This is a genomic window from Nesterenkonia sp. K-15-9-6 (genome assembly GCF_052656005.1).
This window is the reverse complement of sequence record NZ_JBQYEY010000023.1, coordinates 32,434-51,041: the sequence shown is the minus strand read 5'-3', so window position 1 is coordinate 51,041 and position 18,608 is coordinate 32,434. Positions and strand designations below refer to the sequence as shown.

Genomic DNA, 18,608 nt, shown 5'->3' with positions numbered 1-18,608 from the left:
TGACGCCCGTGTGCAGAGGGCCGCGTACGGGGATTCGAGGCCGCCTACCAGATGAAGGAGCCTCAACCCATGAGCACCCCCACCATCACGACGACGGACGCCCCCGAGACCTTCGAGGGTGCTGCCGACGCAGAGCACGCAGAGACGGTTCACGCAGAGACCTCCACGGAGACCCCGGCTGAGGTCGCTGTGGAGACCCCGGCAGAGACTCCGGAGAATGCCGCCACGCAGGATGCTCCCACGCAGGAACAGCCGAAGCAGGAACAGCCGAAGCAGGAAGGCCCCCGCTTCGCGGATCTGGGCCTGGACGCCCGTGTCCTGGCCGCCACTGAGCGACTCGGCTACGAGACCCCCTCACCCATCCAGGCCCAGACCATCCCGCTGCTGAACGAGGGCCGCGATGTGGTCGGCCTCGCCCAGACCGGCACCGGCAAGACGGCCGCGTTCGCACTGCCGGCTCTGACCCACATGGCCCGTGCCGCCGACGCCGGCGAGCTGGGCACCGCCCCCTCCACCCTGGTGCTGGCTCCCACCCGTGAGCTGGCCCTGCAGGTGGCCGAGGCCTTCTCCACCTACGCGGCCGACGTCGACGGCATCACCGTGCTGCCGATCTACGGCGGCGCCCCCTACGGTCCGCAGCTGGCGGGCCTGCGCCGGGGTGCGCACGTCGTGGTCGGCACGCCCGGTCGTGTGATCGACCACCTCTCCCGCGGCTCGCTGGACCTCTCCGAGGTGCAGCACCTGGTGCTGGACGAGGCCGACGAGATGCTGCGCATGGGCTTCGCCGAGGAGGTCGACCAGATCCTGGAGCAGACCCCTGCGGACAAGCAGGTGGCGCTGTTCTCGGCCACCATGCCCCGGGCCATCCGCCGCATCTCCCAGGACTACCTGAACGACCCGGTGGAGGTCTCGGTCAAGTCGACCACCTCGACGTCGTCGACGATCCGTCAGCGCTATGTGCAGGTCCGTCACTCCTCCAAGCTGGAGGCGCTGACCCGCATCATGGAGACCGAGGCGCACGACGCCGCCATCGTGTTCGTGCGCACCCGCTCGGCCACCGAGGAGGTCGCCAACCGGTTGGGGGCCCGTGGGTTCCGCGCGGCCGCCATCAACGGCGACATCCCGCAGAAGCTGCGCGAGACCACGGTGGAGAACCTCCGCTCCGGCCGTGTGGACGTGCTGGTGGCCACCGACGTCGCGGCCCGCGGCCTCGACGTCGAGCGGATCAGCCACGTGTTCAACTACGACATCCCGCTGGACACCGAGTCCTATGTGCACCGGATCGGCCGCACCGGCCGCGCCGGACGCTCCGGCGAGGCCGTGCTGTTCGTGACCCCGCGGGAGCGCCGCCTGCTGCGCGCCATCGAGAAGGCCACCCGCCAGAAGGTGGAGCCGATGTCCATGCCCACCGTGGCCGACGTCAACGCCTCCCGCCTGCAGCGGTTCTCCGAGAAGATCACCCAGACCCTGGCCTCCGAGGACCTGGAGGAGTACCGCGGGCTGGTGAGCTCCTATGTGGCCGAGCAGAACACCCCGGCCGAGGACGTGGCCGCCGCCCTGGTGGCCATGGTCCACGACGGGCGTCCGCTGCTGCTGGACGAGAACGGCACTGACGAGCTGGTCCGCGAGGCTGAGCGCGCCGGGCGTGAGCGGGACGACCGCCCCGAGCGGGGTCCGCGTGCCGACCGTGGGCCGCGGGCTCCCCGCGAGGCCGGTCCTGGCAACGCCATGTATCGGATCGCCCTGGGTCGTCGCGACGGCGTCGCGCCGGGCCACATCGTGGGCGCGATCGCCAACGAGGCGGAGATCCCCGCCAAGAGGATCGGCGGGATCGACATCCGCAACACCCACTCGCTGGTGGAGCTGCCCGATCACCTCTCCAGCGCGCAGTGGGAGGCGCTGTCCAAGACCCGGATCGGCGGCGAGCTGATCCGCCTGGAGAAGGACTCCGGCGCTGGCTCCCGCGGTGGAGACCGCGGTGATCGCGGCGACCGTGCTGACCGCGGCGATCGTGGCGACCGGGGCCCGCGCGGCGGGCACCGCAAGGGCGGTTTCGGCGGGGACAAGGGCGACAAGCGTCGCAAGCCCCGCTGGCGCTGAGCCTCAGCAGGACCCCTCCACGGTCCTGTGACGGACGTCTCTCTGCCTCGATTTTCTCCCGACGGGAGCTGGTGGTAGAGTTTCATGCCGTTGCCCCAATAGCTCAGTGGTAGAGCGCAGTCTTGGTAAGACTGAGGTCCCGGGATCGATTCCCGGTTGGGGCTCTGAATGAGAGCCCGCGCGGCGCTTCCGGCGCGGCGCGGGCTTTCTCATTCGTGGCGGTGTAGCTCAGCTGGTTAGAGCGCACGACTCATAATCGTGAGGTCGCGGGATCGAGCCCCGCCACCGCTACCCCCTCAGAGGACCCCTCGCCCATCGGGCGGGGGGTCCTTTCGTTAAGCACCTCGTCGCCGAGCAACTGCGCCAGCGAAATCCCCAACCAGTCCGCGACCTGGGAAAGCTCGACGATGCTCCAAGGTGTCTTCCCCTTCATCCGGAACGAAAGGCTCGTGGCGCTGATCCCTAGGTGGCTGGCGAGGCTGCGCTGAGTGAGCTGCCTCCGAGCGAGCCAAGCTCGCACCTCGCTCGACACCTGGATGCTGATTGCATCCTGCCCTGTGCTTGTCTCTCCCGCTGTCATGGTCATACCAAACAGGGTACTCGCGTAGGCCAACGCAGGCAACGAATTCTTTACCTACGTACGCTACACACAAATCTAGTGCTTGCAATGTGTGGCTCAGGCAAATATTGTCCTAGCCATGACGTATCTAGAGATTCTCAGAGCAAACATTGGTGCCGAGCTGGGACGCCGAGGGCTCCACCAGAAGGATGCGGCGCGGGCGCTTGGCCTCAGTAATGCGACCTTCTCGGGGAAACTTCACGGACGTAGCGCCTTCAAGTTGGTTGAGCTGATGAGGCTCGCTGCATGGCTTGGGATCAGTTTCAGCAGGCTTACCGAGGGGTTCGATGCGGCAGACGAGCTAAGCCCCGGCGCGGACGGTGATGTTGCTCAGGGAGCGGCGTGATGTCTGGTCAGGAGCTAGCCGGAGTTGTCCCTGAGATTGAGGACGGGACTTTCTCTGCAGAAGAAGCACGGAACCTGACAGACCGCCTCCGTATGGGACTCGAGCAGGCGTGGCAGCTGATCGCATACGCCTATCGTGGGCGCGCGTACACAGCCCTTGGCTACAGGACGTGGGATGAGTACGTCCAGCGGGAGTTCGGTCACCTGAACCTCCAGCCGCCCCGCGAAGAGCGCGACAACGTGATTCTGTCCCTTCGTGCTGCGGGGCTGAGCGAGCGTGCAACAGCGGTCGCGACTGGACTGAGCAAGGGCACAGTGGGAGCCATCACCCGATCCGCACAGGATTCAGGTGCCCAAAATTGGGCACCTGAAGAGGGAGCGGGCCCTTCCCCGCAGATGACGGAGGGCGGAGACGGGAAGTTCTACAAGCAAGCCCGCCCACAGGGCCGTACCAAGCCGGAGCCAGAGCCGGAGCCGTTGCCGGGGCAGACGTCGATCGCTGATGAGCTGGGCGAGGACGCAGGCGATGCTCTGGCCGGGTCCGTGTTGGACATGCCGGCCTCAGAGGCTGGGATCGAGGTCCTCGACCTCGACGCCACAGACCGGGGCCACCGCGAGCAGGCCCGCCGTGATGTCCGTGAGTTCCACCAGAGCGGTCAGGGCGCGGTCCAGATGACGATCAAACTGGGCCACCGCCTCGCAGGGACTGTCGCCCCATCGATGGGGGACTCCCCACTCAGCGATGAGGAACGCGCAGGGGTGGTGACCGACTCCGCCCGATGCGTACGGACACTGGCGAACTTGCTGGCCCGGGCTGCGAAGCACCCAGAGGCCCTGGACCCGGAGGCCGGAGCGGCCGAGGCCGTGATGAGTGATGTGACTGATGCCGTGGCTGATCTGAACAGCGCGGTGGATGAGTGGAGGAAGAGCCGATGAGCGTAGACGCATTGGATCAGACCAAGCACACCGAAGACCCCACCTACGACTCCCGGACGGGCAACGGATTCGGTGGTCTGCACGTGGTCGATGAGAGCCCTGGAAGTGCCCCGGAACAGGGTGCGCCCCCGGTCCATGAGAATGCGGTGGGTGAACCGCGGACCGGGGGCGCTGGAGGTGACGGGCGAGAGCAGTCAGCAAGCTCAACCGTCAGTAATGATGCTATCACCGGGACCTTGGAATCTCGGGGCACCGACCACGGCGCGGAGGTCGCATCCTCCAGCGTGGAGCCGGTAGCGGACCGGGAGGCCAGGGCTCACCGCCGGCGGCGGGTGAACCCCGACTCGGGGATCTTCATCCGGGTGATCGTCGTCGGTGTCGTGCTGCTGGGATTGGTCGCGTTCGCGATCAGCTTCGTAGCACTGATGGACATCGCCCACTGGCTGGGGCTACCCCGGTGGATGCACTGGTCAATCCCGGTATTCATCGACCTGGCGATCCTGATCTACGCCGGAGCGGTGCTGATTCACAAGGCCCGGGGCGAGTCCACGGTGATCTCCTGGCTGGTGCTGCTGACCTTCACAGCGGTCTCCGTGGTGGCGAACTCAGCCCACGCGATCGCCTACGGGTCCGGGACCGAATGGGAGTCCTGGATCGGGGCGGGCATCGCCGCGATGGTCCCCATGGCGATCTTCATCGCGACCGAGCAGCTGGCCCGGATCGCGGTGGAGAACCCGCAGACGCGTCGCCGTGAGGTCCAGGACGCCACCCGGTGGGAGGCCACCCTGGCCGAGCAGGAACGGGAACGCCTGGAGATGGAAGCCCAGTACGCCGAGCAGAAGGCCGAACTGACGGCCCGCCGTGCGGCTGCCGAGCGCCAGGCTCAGCTGGAGCAGGAAGAGCACGAGACCCAGCTGGCGATCGCTAGGGCCGAGCGCGAGAAGCGCGTCAAGGAGGCCACGAAGACCCAGGAGCCCGAGTCGCAGCCCGGATATCAGGGAGCCCAGGGCAATGGGGTGCCGACCACTCCCCGGCGTATCCAGGGATCGGTCCAGCCCACACCTACCCAGGACTCTGCGCAGTCCTCCACTGGTGAGCCCGCCCGACAGGTGTCGCGGCCGCGCACCTCGAGCGCGGTCGCGACCTCCGAGGCCTGGGTGCGCGACCAGGTCGAGGCTGGACACACCCCCACCGGCATGGAGCTTGCCGAGGCGTTGGGACTCTCCGAGCGGACGGCACGGCGGCATCTGCAGAAGATCAAAGAGACCCACCCTGAGTGGTTCTCCGAGGAAGGACAGGCCGATGAGTGAGCACACCACAGCCAACAGCGAGTCGGAGCCGGCCTGGGCGGGGAAGCTCCCGAACCCTGAGGACGTCCGGGTCTTCCTGGACTACTCCGATGCACTGACCCAAGCGATGGGGCAGAACCGGATCCAGGATGCGGCCCGAGCGGCAGCCACCGCCTTGGAAGCGCTGAGTTACATCTGCGAGGCGCTGGACCCGGAGGGGACGATGCCGGCGGCGATCACCCACCAGGACGGGACCTATATCGTGCCCGAGTTCCTGCACCAGGCACACCTCGAATTCCTCGACTCGACCCCCCGGCGCAGGAAGAAGGACCACTGATGAAGACCGAGATCATGACGAACTTTCTGAACACGAGCAGCGCAGTGGGGCTCGTCCCGCCAGTGGATGTCTGGAATCAGTACAAGCCGGGCCCGGACGGACTGCTGATGGGGCTGTCCATGGAACTGGCGATCGGGCTGGGGATCTTCATAGTCGTGTCCTTCCTGACCATCCCGCTGTGGGGACCGCCGGCTGAGAGGGGGCTGAGGAAGCTCGAGAGCTGGTCTCAAGCCAGGTGGGGCAAACCGGGCGGAGATCAGGAAGGCAATCAGAACGGTGGCCAGGACACGACGCCAGATCCAGCAGATGGTCGATACGAACGGGAGGCAGAGCGATGAGCTTTGAACTGGATCCACGACTGGTGGATGGATGGCCCTGGGCTCCGGCAGCCGTGCTGGGTTTCGCGGCCCTGTGGTTGCTCGTGAGCTGGCGCGTGTTCCTGTGGCCGCGCCGGGAGGCCAACACAGTGAAGATCCGCGAGGGCCAGGGCCTGGACCTTGCCGCACATCATCGACGGGCTCGTGGCCCCGGACAGGACCGGTCGATGGTCGTCATCGAGCGCCGTGAGCAGCTGCCCTTCACCTGGGTCGGAGCAGTGCTCCCCAGCCAAGAGCACCCCGGAGCCTTCGAGGCCTACTGGGGGCAGGGCCTGCGCTTCCCCCGGCTGTTCAGTGGCGCGCCGACCAGATTCGAGCGGTGGAAGAGCTTCACCTCCCGTGAGCGGGCGCTGTCCTTCGTGGCCCAGTGCGAGGCCGCACACCAAGCCCGTGGGCTCGCAGGCCCCGCGGGGCTGCATCGGAGCGGAGAAGGCACCCCGTGAGAGCCATGACCGTGAACAGAAACCAGGCCAGGGGAGGAGGTTCCCGATGAGCTGGAAGGCACTGAGCTGGGCCGAGGACATCTGCGAGGAGATGAATCTCCCGGCGAATCAGCGGTGGATCCTCCACCTGCTGGCCAACATGGCGGACGAGCAGTGGTCATGCTTCCCCTCAATCAAGTACCTCGAGCGGAAGTCCGGGCTCGGTGACCGCACTGTGCGGACCTGCGTGAGGAAGCTGCGCGAGCAGGGACTTATCGAGGTCGAAGACCGGCGGAATCAGCACGGCGGTCGGATGGGGTACCGGTACTACCTCCAGCCCACCATGAGCGCTGAGACGAGCCCCGAAGCCAGCGAGGAAGGGCACGTAAACCCCGGAATGGCGGTACCGGCAAATTCTGCCGGTAGGTCCGGGGAGCCTGTGGAAAACCTACCGGCAAATATTGCCGGTAGGCCCTCGATCCCCGGAATGGCGGTACCGGCAAATATTGCCGGTAGGGGGTCCTACCGGCAAATCACGACATCCCTACCGGCAAATATTGCCGGTCCCGCGCGCGAGGTGAACGCGCGCGCGTCTTTAACCTCCACTGAGAACCATCACTCCTCCTCCTCACCTCAGGAAGGTGAGTTCAGTGCGAGCACTGCTGATGAAGTGGTGGAGCCTCAGCCGGTGGCTGAGGAGGAGCCGGCGGGCGGAGCCGCCGGTGAGGAGGAGCAGGAGATCCCCGGTCATGGTGCACAGCGGCCGGTGGGGTCGTCTGCCTTCGGCGACGACCACCACCAGCCCGCCAGCACCTCACCGGAGCCTGCGGGCCCTGGTCTCGGCTACGCAGATGCTGATTCTGATGTGCCCGCAGAGGTGGCCGGTCATCCGGCCACCTCGGGGCTGGCTGGTCCTGGTGGCGGCCAGGGGCCGGCCACGCATCGAGGTGTCGAGCTGGGCAGGCTAGGTCAGGACGTGGCCATGGTGACCGGCCGGGTGCTGGAGCCGGCCACGTTGGCCGCGCTGGTCGATGTCATCCTTGGCCGGGCCTCCTCCCGGGTGGCCAACCCGGCCGCGTTCGTGGCGGCCTCGGTGCGGAACAACCCGGCCCGGACCCAGGAGGACGTGGCCGGGTGCTTGGCCGGCCACACTGGCCAGGGGATGACCGGCCATGTGGCCGCAGGAGTGGCCACTGGTGTGGCCGGCCATCTGGCCGCTGGTGGCCACGGCGCAGCGGGCCTGGGTGCTGGGCTGATGGCCGGTCAAGTGTCCGGTCAAGTGTCCGGCCATGTGTCCGGCCATGTGTCCGCTGGTGTGGCCGGTGCGGTGGTGGCCGAGCGGCCGGGATGCCCCGTCGATGATCACGCGTCCTACGGGCATCGGCAGGGTCGGTGTCCGGTCTGTCGCTCGGAGGCGGCAGCTGGTGGCTGGGTGGTCGAGTACGACGCCTCGTTCCCGGCAGAGTTGGTCCGGGAGAAGTTCGAGCGGCTGGGTGAGGAGCACCAGGCCGCAGCGGTGAAGCAGAAGGTCCGGATCGTTGGGTGACGATCCGGGAATGTCCCGGTCACGGGACTGACACGGAGGTGAGAGAAGTGAGTAGTGAGCAGCAGACCAGTCGAGGTGGCCGGCCGCAGAGGCGGAGCGCCGGTGAGAGACGGACTGACGCGCATGAGGACCTGGACGACGCATGGGGCTCAGCCCTTGAGGAGCCGGATGACCGGCAGGCGGCGGGAGTCACCGATGAGGAGCTGGACCAAGCTGTGCGATCCGCAGCCCCGGTGGTGTGGGAGACCCTGGGAAAACCCACCTTGGAGGACGTCGAGGACGTGCTGCAGGAGACCTGGGAGAGCGTCTGGGCGGAGGCTGAGAGGTTCGATCCGGAGCGGGGGTCGCTGGCGACCTGGGTGCGCACGATCGCGCACCGCAGAGCGGTGGACTTCGTGAGGGTCAAGGTGCGCCAGCAGGCAGGACAGGAGCGTCTGGAGCGGGCGGCGATGGCCCGTGAGCAGTCGGCGGTGACGATCTGGGCTGATGATGATGGCTATGATGCGGTGCTGGCCGCTGAAGAGGCGGTCTCGCAGGCTGGTCCGCTGCTGCGGGCCGCTCAGCGGGTGATCCCGAACCGCGAGACGTTTCAGCGGGCGGTGGAGATCATCATCGGTTGCGACAACGATGTCGGGCTGGCTTCGGAGCGGCTCGGGATCAGTGAGGATGCTCTGCGGGCGGCACGACGGGAGTTCGTGATGACCTGTCAGGTGATCGCAGCGGCCAAAGCGGCCAGGCTCGAGTCGAAGCCGGTGACGGTCGGGGTGCTGCTGGAATGCGTGGCCGAGTCTGATCCCACCGAGGCCGGGTCGTGGCGGCGGGAGGTGGCCGAAGCTGTCGCGGCCAGTGGCCGGCCACTGGGCGAGATCACAGGTGACGAGGTGGCCGAGCTGACCGAGTTCTCGGCCAACACCGCCAGGCAGTACTGGGCCAAGGTGAAGTTCTGGCTGCAGGTCGCCTACACGGTGATGACCGCCAAGCACGACCTGGGCGAGGAGCCGCCGGTCGATGAGGACGAGTATTTCCCTGAGCCGGAACCGGCCAGGGCCTAAGAGACGGCCACGACCCCAGCGGTGTGGCCGAGATGGATCGAGAGGAACACGCGGATGCACAACGAGCAGACCCTGGCGGATCGGGCGGTGTGGCTGATGATCGCCGCCGCAGCGGCCTGGTTCCTGGTGCCGGAGCTGATCTACATCTGGCTGCGGTGGCTGCCGACCCCAGAGTGGTGGCCAGCGCTGTTGGATGCTCGAGGGTTCGCTCGGATGCTCGGGCTCGGACTGGCCATCGCCGGGGTCGTGATGCTGCTACGGATCCGCAAGATCTCCGGTCCATGACCGGCCACCTGACCGGCCATGTGGCCGGCGGTATGGCCGGGTGGTCGGCGGCGAGTGGGTGAGAAGTGAGGTACCGAGTAGTGAGGTGCCAGGGATGGAGGGTGAAGTGAGAGCAGAACAAGACGATGAAGTTCAGGCTGATGTCGAGATCAACGCGGAGCCTGTAGGGGACGCCGAGGTCGGGCAGGAGCCTGGGGTCAGGGATGACCGGCCGGATGCTGAACCTGGGCGAGCGTCGCCGCCGGGTGTGGTTGATGCCGGGGATGGGCGGGGAGACTACGTGTATCGGCGGCGGAGTGTGGTTCGTCGTCTGGGACGGGCCGGGGTGCGGCCGCTGGTGGACCTTGCCGGGGACATGAAGGGTCTGGCCCGTGAGGCGTGGGCGGCGGCGGCTCCGCCTGATGACGAGTCCACCGCTGAGAAGTACCCGGGGTGGGTGCGTGGCTGGGGTGGGAAGGCGCTGATCGTGGTCGCGATCGTGGTGGTCTTCATCGGCTGGTGGCTGGTGATGGGGCTGATGCTCTGACCACGCCACCAGACCCAGGAGGTCAGAGCCGGAACGAGGTGCGCAGGCCACGTCCGTGGCTGATGAGTTGTCTACCGGAGGCGGTGGGCCCAGACGAGGAAGCGCGTCGGGCCCGCCGCCTTTCTCATGCCCTTCGGTGGTTCTGACCCGGTGGGGCAGATCCGAACGGGCCACCGGGGAGGCGCGCTGGTTCGGGCGGTCTGGGGTCCTCCAGCGGGTTTTCCGGCGTGATGGGTCGTCGTGGGTGACATACGCGGGTGAGGGGTCCTTGCGAAAGGGAAGCGTCAGCAGTTGCCAGCGATAACCGATTGATTCCGCCCCGGAGGAGGTGCCAGGACATGTTCGATGGTCTGGACTCGGATCTGTGGTCCTCTGACGACGGCTTCGCCGGACTGGCGGGCCCGGTCATGGCCACCGTGCTCGTCTTGCTGGTCGTGGCCGGCATCGTCGGTGCGGTGATGTGGGCCGCAGGCCGCTCAACGGAGCGGGTGAAGACGCGCGGGTTCTACATGATGGTCTGCTCTGGCCTGGCCGCTGTGCTCGCTGGGTCGATCGCGGGTGCGGTGGCTTGGTCGAGCAGTGGGGGCGGGATCGAGGGCGGTCTGGAAGCTCTGCTGCCCGAGGATGCACGCCCCGGGGCGATTGAGATCGAGGTCGAAGACGTGCTGGTCAACTGCGTCGAGGCGGTCTCCGTCGAGGCTGACACCGCCTGGGCTGGCAACCGGCCGACCTCTGACGGGCACGAAGAGATGCTCGGCGTCCTGGAAGAGCTGGGCGTGGATGAGGCCTACGAAGACGAGATCGATGATGGCAACTTCACCTCCAGCGTCACCGGCGCTGGAGACATCTCCAGGGTCTTGTGGCACCCCGCCGATGGGGACTGCTCCACGGAGAACACCACGGCAGTGCCGGGATCGACGGTGACTGTGGCGGTCTATGTCGGAGGCGATCGGATGCTCGGTGGCGCGACCACCGCGGATCTGGACCTCGAGGCTCCTGAGTGATGGCTGGCGGATGACCGGTGGATAAGAGAGAAGCTCCCCTGCTCGGGGTGGTCAGAGGAACCCCGGCAGCGACCGCTGTCAGGGACTTGGTGAGAGATCGGAAGGATCAGTCATGTCGGATATCTACGCGCAGGGGGCAGGCACAGTGCAGGCCGTTCGGGAATCAGATCTGCCCTCGCCAGACTTTACGGGCCCCTGGCAGCCCTTCGTCGACAGCATCGCCGGGATGGTCATCGGCACGGTGATCGTCGTCCTGGTCGCAGCGATGGTGGTGGGCGCGATTCTGTGGGCTGTGGGCAAGTTCGGTCAGGGCGGGTCCAGGATGCAGTCGAACGGGCTGATGGTGTTCCTCATCGGGATGGTGGCAGCGGTGCTGGCCGGTGCGGCGGGCGGCATCGTCGTGTACTTCTTCGATGTCGGGCCGGAGTGGATGAACTTCAACGACACCCAGGGCGGCTGATACCGACGGTGGGGCCCTGTGGGCCCCACCGTCTTCTTCAGACCAGACCAGGCCAGGAGCCCGGAGAGCACGGGTCACCGGGCATGACGCGAGGCAGTAGGCGCACAGTAAGGCGGCAGGATGTTCAGTCAGTGGGGCGAGAAGATCGGTGAGTTCCTCGCCGGTGAGATCGAGGGCTTGGTCTTGGCGGCCTGGTTCTTCATCGAGGATGCCTTCGCCGTGGGCACGGTCAACACCGCCGATGGTGACGGACGGCTCTCTGACTGGTGGGTCGCGGTGGTCGGCGGTGAGATCACTCAGGTCTCCACTGACGGGACCGTGATGTCTACGGTGGACCATCCCGGGCTGCTGGGGATCGTCACTGCTGTGATGCTGCCGGTGCTGATCATCTTGGCGCTGGTCCAGGTCTGCCTCTCCGCCTTCCGTGGCTCTACGGAGGGGATGCTGCGAGCTGGGCTGATGGCGATCGCCGGGGTGCCGGTGGTGTGGATCATGGCCGGGCTGGTGTGGGTCTGTCTAGGGATCACCGACACGGTGACCAACTGGATACTTACCACCGGGACCAGTCAGAACGATGGGGTCGTCGCCGTGTTGAGCCTGTTCGGTCTGCAGTGGGACGAGTCCGGAGCGAACACCGCAGACGGCGCGGCCGGGGTGGTGCTCAACGAGAACTTCGTGCAGTGGGAGATGGCCCGGGCCGAGGGTGACGCCCGCCGGACCCTGTTCCCGCTGATCGTCGCGGTGGTCATGATGCTCTGCGGGGCGGTGCTGATGTTCTTCAACGTGCTGCGGGTGCTGGTGATCCTGCTGCTGACCGTGTTCCTGCCAGTGGCCGTGTTCTCCATGACCTCCCAGGCCTCGAAGCCGATCTTCTCCCGATGGTGCGCGATCGTCGCAGCTCTGCTGGCTGCCAAGCCTGCTGCGGCGGTGGTGATGCGCTTCGGGGCTGTGATCGCCCAGACCGGCAGCGAGTGGATCATGATGGTCTGCGGCGTGGTGCTGATCCTGGTGGCAGCCGCAGCACCGTTCATCATGCTGGCGCTGATGTCGTGGATGACGGGTGGATCCAGTGACGGGATCGAGCGGGCCGGAGCGGCCGCAGGCCAGAAGGCGGTCCACCAGACTAAGCGCGCGGTGAACTCCACTGTGCAGCGGGCCTCGATCGCCACACGCGGAATCTCACGGGCCGGTCGGGGTGGAGGCACTGTCAAGCCCGTCGGCGGCAGCCCTGCCCCAGGCGGTGCCGGTGGCGGTGGAGCTGCGGCGGTGCGGGAGCCGCTGGGTAAGGCCGCACCGATGATGCAGCGCCGCCGAGCCCCTCAGAGCACAGCAGCCGGGACCCCCGGCGGCTCCGCCAGCAGCACGGGGTCGCGGTCAGGTCCTCGCACTGTGGGAGGAGGCCCGGGATGAGGGCTGAGAGCACCGAGCTAAGAGCACAGGGATGACAGTCAGCAGGGACGAGCAGAGACGTGTCCAGGCGTTGAGCGTCGGGACGATGAGCCTGCAGGGCAGGGAGTGAGGACGACGATGACACAGACCAAGACGACGGAGATCGATTCCGAGTGGGATGACCACCGGTTCCCCAGAGAGCGCCGCAATGGTGTGGTCATGGGCCTGGACTGGGACCAGATCGTGGTGCTGCTCTGCGGTGCAGGATTCACCTGGTTTCAGGCGCAGTTCATCGTCGGGGTGCCCCTGGGCTTCGTCACCGGCCTTCCGCTGCTGGTCATCACCGCCCTGATCGGGGTGCTGAAGCCTGCCGGGCATTCGGTGCCGTTCTGGGTGTTCCTGTGGATCATCGCGAAGTATCGCCGCTTCCGGGGTCAGCTGATGTTCCGCCGGCGGGTCGCCGCAGTGCAGTTCACCGGCATCGAGGACGATCCGAATCCCGAGGAGGACGAGGAACGGGACAGCCAGCACGACGGTGACGAGGCGGATCACGATGTGCACGGGGCGGGGGTGGAGACGCCGTGGCGGGACAAGAAGGGCCGGATCAAAATCCAGGGTGGTGACCGGTTCGTGCTGCCCGGGGAGCTCGCGGAGCTGAGGGCCTATACGCTGCCCGGGGGGCCGGCGTTCATCTATGACCCCAGGGCGCGGGAGGCCGTGCTCGTGGCGCAGGTGACGACTTCCAAGGCGTTCAAGCTGGAGTCGGGGGAAGAGCAGATCGCTCGCACCCGGGGATTCCGGTCTGGTCTGACCACGTTGGCAGGGCTGAAGGGCGTGGCCCGATGGCAGACTTCCGATCAGACCACTTTGATCTCGGGGTCGCGGATCGAAGCCTGGTACGCCGGCAAGCAGGCCAGCGCACCGCGGATCTGGGACGAGGAGATCGGCGAAGAAGTGCCCCTGTCCGGGGAACGCGTTGATGAGTTCGTCCACCAGGGCTACCTGGATCTGATCAGGCAGGCCAATAGTGTCCCTGTCCATGAGATGTGGTTGTCCGTGGTGCTCAAAGCGGACCAGCTGACCCAGCAGATCCTGACCTACGGAGGTGGACTGCGCGGGTTCATGGAGGTCGCGGTGGGACTGACCGAGGCGATCGAGTCGGTGGTGGAGTCCGCCGGTGGGCAGGTCACTGGATGGCACACAGCACGGACCGTGGCGGGACTGAGCCGGACCGCCTTCGACCCCGGTTCCTCGCTGATGGTCACCCAGGGGGACAACGGGGTGGTCGGGGCAGATGTGTCGGATGCGGGCCCGATGGCGATGGACGTCTACCCGGATCGGCTGGTCTCTGATTCTGGCCAGCACCGGACTTTTCTGGTCTCTGAGTGGCCACAGGATCAGGTGGATCTGGGTTTCCTCGGGGAGTTCGTGTTCGCCGGCGGGTTCCGGCACACGGTGACGATGCATTATCAGCCCCGGCCGCTGGCGAAGGCGAAGAAGTCGGTGCGGGAGCGGAGGGCCTCGTGGCGGTCTGCTGCGAAGATCCGGGCGAAGCTGGATCGTGAGGAGGACGAGGAGGTCCTGCAGGAGTGGACCGACATCGGCCATGAGGGTCAGGAGCTGGCTCGTGGTTTTGCAGCGATGAAGCCGGTGGGGCTGATCACCGTCTCAGCCCCGGAGGGGACCGCTCTGGAGGGGTACTCGAACGACGTCATGCACGCGGCCACACAGGCGAATTGTCAGGTGCGGGTGCTGTGGAACCAGCAGGATGCCGGGTTCGCCGCCTCCGCGCTGCCGTTTGGCCGAATCCAGGTTCGCTGAGCCCATCCTGGGCGGGTAAGGAGAGATCACGATGGTGATGACCAAGGACAACACGACAGCCTCCCACCGGACGGCGTTCAGCTTCGTGCTGGGGGAGTCGAAGCTCAAAGAGCAGCGGTTCAACCGGAAACAGGTCCGGCAGATCAACCGGCTGCCGGTCGAGGCGGAGAAGAAGCAGTCGGGTGATGGGCTGCCGCGCCCGGTCTTCGGGGCCGGTGGGCCGTCCTCAGCCGCCCAAGGGTGGGGTCTGCGGAAACTGAAGGCCCGGGGGGTGCCGACCACTGCTCATCTGGCGGCGACCACGATGCCGTGGCTTGCTGGCCCGTCGCTGGGCTCGGATGGGGTCATGGTCGGTGATGACCTCAACGGGGGTGGGGCGTTCTGCATCGACCCGTGGGAGCTCTACCGGCGCGGCATCATCTCAGGGATGTCTGCGATGGTGTTCGGCCAGGTCGGGTCCGGGAAGTCGACCATGGTGAAGATCTGGTCGATCCGGCTGGTGCTCTCGGGTCGGAAACTCTCGGTCATCTCGGACATCAAGGGCGAATGGACCGTCATCGTGGAGGCCCTGGGTGGTCAGGTGATCAAGCTAGGGCCAGGGCTGGAAACCCGGGTCAACCCGCTGGACGAGGGTCGTCGTCCTTCGCTGGATGTCAACGGCCGGCCCATGAGCGACGCGGCCTGGGCGGACATGGTGCGCAAGCGCCGGCTGGGGGCGCTGAAGCGTATCGTGCAGATCCTCGAAGGAGAGCGGCCTCTGCTGGCCCAGGAGCGCAACGTGCTGACCTACGCGCTGGACACCGCCGTGGAGCGGGCCACAGCGGAGTCCCGGACCCCGATCCTTCCCGATGTGGTGGCGGCCCTGTGGGAGATCAAGCGCGAGGACCAGGAGGAGAACCCGTTGCGCTCTGACGGAGCGAACGTGATGGCCATGGCGCTGGAAGAGCTGACCACCGGGGACATGGCCGGCATGTTCGATGCCGAATCAACGGTGCAGTACGACCCGTTCGCCCCGGCGGTGTCCCTGGACACCTCGGCGCTGGGGGAGGCCGATCAGCGTCTGCGCAACATCGTCTCCTCGTGCTCGTCGACCTGGACCGAGGCCATGGTGGCCTTCGCAGAGGCCGGCCAGAGGGTGGTCGTCAACGAGGAAGGCTGGTCGGACATGGCCTCGAAGGCCGCTCTGCAGTCCAAGGTGCGGTTCTGGAAGCTGGCCCGGGCCTACGGGATCTTCAACATTCTCATCTTGCACAAGCTGGTCGATCTGGACACCGCCGGGGATGCGGGGTCGCAGGAGGCGACCATGGCCCGAGGACTGCTGGCGGAGTCGGAGATCAAGGTGATTCACCGCCAGGACGCCTCGGCGCTGGCGATCACCTCCTCAGAGCTGGAGATCTCCGAGCGGGAGCGGGCGCTGCTGAAGGACCTGGACAAGGGCGTGGGTCTGTGGCGGGTCGGCCCGAAGATGAGCTTCGAGGTCTACGCGCGACGGTCCGAGGCTGAGAAGCCCCTGGTGGACACCGATGACCGGATGGACGGCAGCACTGATGACGTCACCACTGCCACGGCCACCGGTGAGAGTGGCGAGGGTGAGGGGCACGGGCTGGAAGCCGGTGTCGGGGTGCGAGAGGAGCAGATGGCATGAAAGGAGGAGTCAGCGGCGCGGAGATGCTGATGATCGGCCTGGCCGGGCTGTTAGCCCTGGGGGTCGCGCTGACGGGGTTGGGCATGCTGGTGAATCGGGTGGCGTGTGGAGACTGGGGGACACTCGATTCGCCGCTTGCGCTGATCCAGTTCGGCATGACCGGGGAGATGGCCGCGTTCGGGGACGTCGACGGGTGCGCGGCCCCGGCGAGCTGGTTCTTTGGAACCCTCATCGGGCTGCTGATGCTGGTCGTGGTCCTGGTGGTGGTGATCGTGGTCGCGTGGTCCCGGTACAAGGAGTCCGACCGGTACTTCATCAAGGACCTGCGACGCCGGGAGGGCATCGCTAAGCCGGCAGAGATTCGTAGCGTGGGGGTGAAGAAGCCCAAGTCGCGGGTGAAGACGGTGCGCCCGACCCAGAAGAAGGCGAAGCTGCACAACGCCGCACTGATGCTGGGGCGCAGTGAAGGGATTCCGCTGTGGGTCTCGCTGGAAGAGTCGATCGTGCTGATCGGCCCTCCCCGGTCGGGGAAGGGGCTGCATCTGCTCATTGATGCGATCTTGGACGCTCCGGGGCCGGTGATTACGACCAGCTCGCGGGCGGACAACTACGCGGCGACCTCCGAGCTGCGGGCGAAGAAGGGACCGATCGCCCTGTTCGATCCGCAAGGGCTGACCGGGATGCCGACCACGCTGAAGTGGTCACCGATCACCGGCTGTGAGGATGCTCAGGTGGCCAGGCAGCGGGCCTCGAGCCTGATCTCGGCCTCTGGGCTGGGCTCCTCGGGCAGCAATGCGGAGTGGCAGGCGCCAGCGGTGATGATCATGGAGTGTCTGCTGCACGCGGCCGCCCTGGATGGGCGCACGGTGGATGATCTGATGCGGTGGGGCAATGACCCGGCGGCGGCGATCGACGCGGTCGAGATCCTGATGCAGAACCCGCAGGCCGCCGGCGGCTGGGGTCTGGCGTTGCGCGGGGTGATCAACGGGGATCCCAAGTTGCTGCAGAACAAGTGGTTCGGGGTCTCCGGGTGTGTGGGTGGCCTGTCGGTGCCCAGCGTTCGGGAGGTCCTCAAGCCGACCTCGGTGGAGGAGACCTTCGATATTGAGCGGTTCATCCGGGAGTCCGGGACGCTCTACATCGTGGGCACCAAGACCGGTGGCGGGGCGGCGGGCCCGTTCTTGATCGCGATGATGGATGCGATCACTGAGCACGCCCGTCAGATGGCGGCGAAGATGCCGGGGAACCGGCTGGACCCGCCGATGAGCTTGGTGCTGGACGAGATCGCGAACATCGCCGGGGCCTGGCCGGGGCTGACCCAGCTGATGGCCGATGGTGGTGGTGTCGGGATCAGCCCGTTCGCGGTGTTCCAGTCCATGGCCCAGGCTCGCGACGCGTGGGGCGCGGAGGCCGCCACAGCGTTGTTCGACGCAGCGACGGTGAAGATCCAGCTCGGAGGTGCCTCCAACACTGATGATCTGAAGGTGTTCTCCGAGTTGGCCGGTGAGCGAGAGATCACTCAGCGGTCGAAATCCCACCAGCGGGATGGGACCTCGGTCTCGGAGCAGCGGCAGAAGGTCGGGGTGCTGCCGATCAGTGATCTGCGGCGGGTCCCGTTCGGGTGGGGGATTCTGCTGACTCGGACTTCGCGGCCGATCTTCATGCACATGACCCGGTGGGCACAGCGGAAAGACTCTGACGAGATCAAGGCCGCACTGAAGACCTACAACGCTTCCCTGCTCTCGGCGCTGACGGACGGTGAAGATGTGGTGCCCGAGTCGGTGCTGGTCGCATCCGAGGCGGCCAGCGCTCAGGCGCGGGCCCAGAGCACCACCCTCGGGCAGGGTCCGACGCAGCAGGAGGGCGAGACTGCCCAGCAGGCGTTGGAGCGGCTGATCGATCAGCAGAATCAGGCCGCAGAAGCAGCCGCCGAGGGACCTCAGCGGGTCGATGCCACTGCTCAGCCCACCGCCCAGGCCACGGAGCCTGAGCCCGCAGATCGGGGGTCGACGGAGTCTAGGTTCACGGAGTCTGGGTCCGGTCCGGGTTCGGGGGAGAGGATGGGTGGCACCCAGAGACCCGACACGGCCGGGGACTCCCCAGCCGGTGAGGTGGGGCCGGATGATCTGCCTCCGGTGAGATGACCATGAGCCGGCTGGGACTGCACCGTACTGGCAACACCGCCTATTCGCGGGGTTACCTGCGCTCTGGGGCGTGGTTCAGACGACGTCGCCGCTGGTTCGATGAGGTCCGGGCCGCCGGTATGGAACCAGGATGCGTGGTGTGCGGGATGACCTTGGCGCAGTGCCGGCGGGCGAAGACGTCGCTGGATCTGCACCACGTGTCGTATCAGGGTGTGGAGCGCACCGAGCGGGGCCGATGGGTAGCTGGGGAGGCGCATGAGGATCTGATGCCGATGTGTCGAGCACACCACCAGCGGCTTCACCAGATCATG

The 18,608-nt window shown here is 66.8% G+C and carries 18 protein-coding genes and 2 tRNA genes; 19 read left to right on the top strand and 1 reads right to left on the bottom strand.

What is annotated here, in order from left to right; translation table 11 throughout:
* Positions 1-69: 69 nt before the first annotated feature.
* From SD455_RS13310 to SD455_RS13300, 3 genes are all read left to right on the top strand, one after another.
* Positions 70-2,100 carry a DEAD/DEAH box helicase gene (locus tag SD455_RS13310; protein WP_445508403.1) on the top strand — a complete coding sequence of 677 codons (2,031 nt, stop codon included), beginning with the start codon at positions 70-72 and terminating at the stop codon, positions 2,098-2,100.
* A 92-nt stretch (positions 2,101-2,192) separates the two neighbouring features.
* Positions 2,193-2,264: transfer RNA gene (locus SD455_RS13305), tRNA-Thr, on the top strand.
* A gap of 53 nt (positions 2,265-2,317) precedes the next feature.
* Positions 2,318-2,391: transfer RNA gene (locus SD455_RS13300), tRNA-Met, on the top strand.
* On the opposite strand, the gene SD455_RS13295 is transcribed toward SD455_RS13300, so the two are convergent.
* Entirely contained in the window at positions 2,351-2,680 is a 330-nt protein-coding gene (locus SD455_RS13295) for a helix-turn-helix domain-containing protein (protein WP_445508404.1), read from the bottom strand. The two genes, SD455_RS13300 and SD455_RS13295, sit on opposite strands and share 41 nt — an antisense overlap.
* A gap of 118 nt (positions 2,681-2,798) precedes the next feature.
* Between SD455_RS13295 and SD455_RS13290 the strand changes: the two genes are divergently transcribed.
* The 16 genes from SD455_RS13290 to SD455_RS13215 all read left to right on the top strand — a co-directional run bounded on the left by SD455_RS13290 (position 2,799) and on the right by SD455_RS13215 (position 18,297).
* Positions 2,799-3,065: a helix-turn-helix domain-containing protein gene (locus SD455_RS13290; protein WP_445508402.1), complete on the top strand. Its 267-nt coding sequence runs from the start codon at positions 2,799-2,801 to the stop codon at positions 3,063-3,065.
* Complete coding sequence (locus SD455_RS13285) at positions 3,065-4,000, top strand: DNA-binding response regulator (protein ID WP_445508401.1); 936 nt, start codon at positions 3,065-3,067, stop codon at positions 3,998-4,000. The genes SD455_RS13290 and SD455_RS13285 overlap by 1 nt, the downstream gene beginning before the upstream one ends.
* Positions 3,997-5,310 (top strand): DUF2637 domain-containing protein, encoded by a 1,314-nt coding sequence (locus SD455_RS13280; protein ID WP_445508400.1) that lies wholly within the window; start codon positions 3,997-3,999, stop codon positions 5,308-5,310. Before SD455_RS13285 ends, SD455_RS13280 begins: the two co-directional genes overlap by 4 nt.
* The gene (locus tag SD455_RS13275; RefSeq protein ID WP_445508399.1) at positions 5,303-5,626 is read left to right on the top strand and encodes a hypothetical protein; all 324 of its coding nucleotides are present in this window, start codon (positions 5,303-5,305) and stop codon (positions 5,624-5,626) included. The genes SD455_RS13280 and SD455_RS13275 overlap by 8 nt, the downstream gene beginning before the upstream one ends.
* Positions 5,626-5,964 carry a hypothetical protein gene (locus SD455_RS13270; RefSeq protein ID WP_445508398.1) on the top strand — a complete coding sequence of 113 codons (339 nt, stop codon included), beginning with the start codon at positions 5,626-5,628 and terminating at the stop codon, positions 5,962-5,964. Before SD455_RS13275 ends, SD455_RS13270 begins: the two co-directional genes overlap by 1 nt.
* The gene (locus SD455_RS13265; protein ID WP_445508397.1) at positions 5,961-6,446 is read left to right on the top strand and encodes a hypothetical protein; all 486 of its coding nucleotides are present in this window, start codon (positions 5,961-5,963) and stop codon (positions 6,444-6,446) included. Before SD455_RS13270 ends, SD455_RS13265 begins: the two co-directional genes overlap by 4 nt.
* A 46-nt stretch (positions 6,447-6,492) precedes the next feature.
* Complete coding sequence (locus SD455_RS13260; protein ID WP_445508396.1) at positions 6,493-7,971, top strand: helix-turn-helix domain-containing protein; 1,479 nt, start codon at positions 6,493-6,495, stop codon at positions 7,969-7,971.
* Positions 7,968-9,023: a sigma-70 family RNA polymerase sigma factor gene (locus tag SD455_RS13255; protein WP_445508395.1), complete on the top strand. Its 1,056-nt coding sequence runs from the start codon at positions 7,968-7,970 to the stop codon at positions 9,021-9,023. Before SD455_RS13260 ends, SD455_RS13255 begins: the two co-directional genes overlap by 4 nt.
* A 54-nt stretch (positions 9,024-9,077) precedes the next feature.
* Positions 9,078-9,308, top strand: coding sequence for a hypothetical protein (locus SD455_RS13250; RefSeq protein ID WP_445508394.1), 231 nt, complete (start codon positions 9,078-9,080; stop codon positions 9,306-9,308).
* Between the two features lie 280 nt (positions 9,309-9,588).
* The gene (locus tag SD455_RS13245) at positions 9,589-9,834 is read left to right on the top strand and encodes a hypothetical protein (protein ID WP_445508393.1); all 246 of its coding nucleotides are present in this window, start codon (positions 9,589-9,591) and stop codon (positions 9,832-9,834) included.
* 338 nt (positions 9,835-10,172) lie between these two features.
* On the top strand, positions 10,173-10,838 hold the full coding sequence (locus SD455_RS13240; RefSeq protein WP_445508392.1) for a hypothetical protein: 666 nt from the start codon (positions 10,173-10,175) through the stop codon (positions 10,836-10,838).
* Positions 10,839-10,950: 112 nt separating this feature from the next.
* Positions 10,951-11,298 carry a DUF6112 family protein gene (locus SD455_RS13235; protein WP_445508391.1) on the top strand — a complete coding sequence of 116 codons (348 nt, stop codon included), beginning with the start codon at positions 10,951-10,953 and terminating at the stop codon, positions 11,296-11,298.
* A 120-nt stretch (positions 11,299-11,418) separates the two neighbouring features.
* Complete coding sequence (locus tag SD455_RS13230) at positions 11,419-12,708, top strand: hypothetical protein (protein WP_445508390.1); 1,290 nt, start codon at positions 11,419-11,421, stop codon at positions 12,706-12,708.
* A gap of 117 nt (positions 12,709-12,825) precedes the next feature.
* Positions 12,826-14,508 carry an SCO6880 family protein gene (locus SD455_RS13225; RefSeq protein ID WP_445508389.1) on the top strand — a complete coding sequence of 561 codons (1,683 nt, stop codon included), beginning with the start codon at positions 12,826-12,828 and terminating at the stop codon, positions 14,506-14,508.
* A 31-nt stretch (positions 14,509-14,539) separates the two neighbouring features.
* Positions 14,540-16,153, top strand: a complete 1,614-nt coding sequence (locus SD455_RS13220) for a conjugal transfer protein TraC (RefSeq protein ID WP_445508388.1) — start codon at positions 14,540-14,542, stop codon at positions 16,151-16,153.
* Complete coding sequence (locus SD455_RS13215) at positions 16,150-18,297, top strand: type IV secretory system conjugative DNA transfer family protein (RefSeq protein ID WP_445508387.1); 2,148 nt, start codon at positions 16,150-16,152, stop codon at positions 18,295-18,297. Before SD455_RS13220 ends, SD455_RS13215 begins: the two co-directional genes overlap by 4 nt.
* Positions 18,298-18,608: the final 311 nt, after the last annotated feature.

Coding starts and splice junctions, on each gene's coding strand:
- SD455_RS13235 (WP_445508391.1), top strand. CDS start 10,951: ATGTCGGATATCTACGCGCAGGGGGCAGGCACAGTGCAGGCCGTTCGG.
- SD455_RS13240 (WP_445508392.1), top strand. CDS start 10,173: ATGTTCGATGGTCTGGACTCGGATCTGTGGTCCTCTGACGACGGCTTC.
- SD455_RS13310 (WP_445508403.1), top strand. CDS start 70: ATGAGCACCCCCACCATCACGACGACGGACGCCCCCGAGACCTTCGAG.
- SD455_RS13265 (WP_445508397.1), top strand. CDS start 5,961: ATGAGCTTTGAACTGGATCCACGACTGGTGGATGGATGGCCCTGGGCT.
- SD455_RS13260 (WP_445508396.1), top strand. CDS start 6,493: ATGAGCTGGAAGGCACTGAGCTGGGCCGAGGACATCTGCGAGGAGATG.
- SD455_RS13285 (WP_445508401.1), top strand. CDS start 3,065: ATGTCTGGTCAGGAGCTAGCCGGAGTTGTCCCTGAGATTGAGGACGGG.
- SD455_RS13250 (WP_445508394.1), top strand. CDS start 9,078: ATGCACAACGAGCAGACCCTGGCGGATCGGGCGGTGTGGCTGATGATC.
- SD455_RS13270 (WP_445508398.1), top strand. CDS start 5,626: ATGAAGACCGAGATCATGACGAACTTTCTGAACACGAGCAGCGCAGTG.
- SD455_RS13290 (WP_445508402.1), top strand. CDS start 2,799: ATGACGTATCTAGAGATTCTCAGAGCAAACATTGGTGCCGAGCTGGGA.
- SD455_RS13230 (WP_445508390.1), top strand. CDS start 11,419: ATGTTCAGTCAGTGGGGCGAGAAGATCGGTGAGTTCCTCGCCGGTGAG.
- SD455_RS13225 (WP_445508389.1), top strand. CDS start 12,826: ATGACACAGACCAAGACGACGGAGATCGATTCCGAGTGGGATGACCAC.
- SD455_RS13295 (WP_445508404.1), bottom strand. CDS start 2,680: ATGACAGCGGGAGAGACAAGCACAGGGCAGGATGCAATCAGCATCCAG.
- SD455_RS13280 (WP_445508400.1), top strand. CDS start 3,997: ATGAGCGTAGACGCATTGGATCAGACCAAGCACACCGAAGACCCCACC.
- SD455_RS13215 (WP_445508387.1), top strand. CDS start 16,150: ATGAAAGGAGGAGTCAGCGGCGCGGAGATGCTGATGATCGGCCTGGCC.
- SD455_RS13275 (WP_445508399.1), top strand. CDS start 5,303: ATGAGTGAGCACACCACAGCCAACAGCGAGTCGGAGCCGGCCTGGGCG.
- SD455_RS13220 (WP_445508388.1), top strand. CDS start 14,540: ATGGTGATGACCAAGGACAACACGACAGCCTCCCACCGGACGGCGTTC.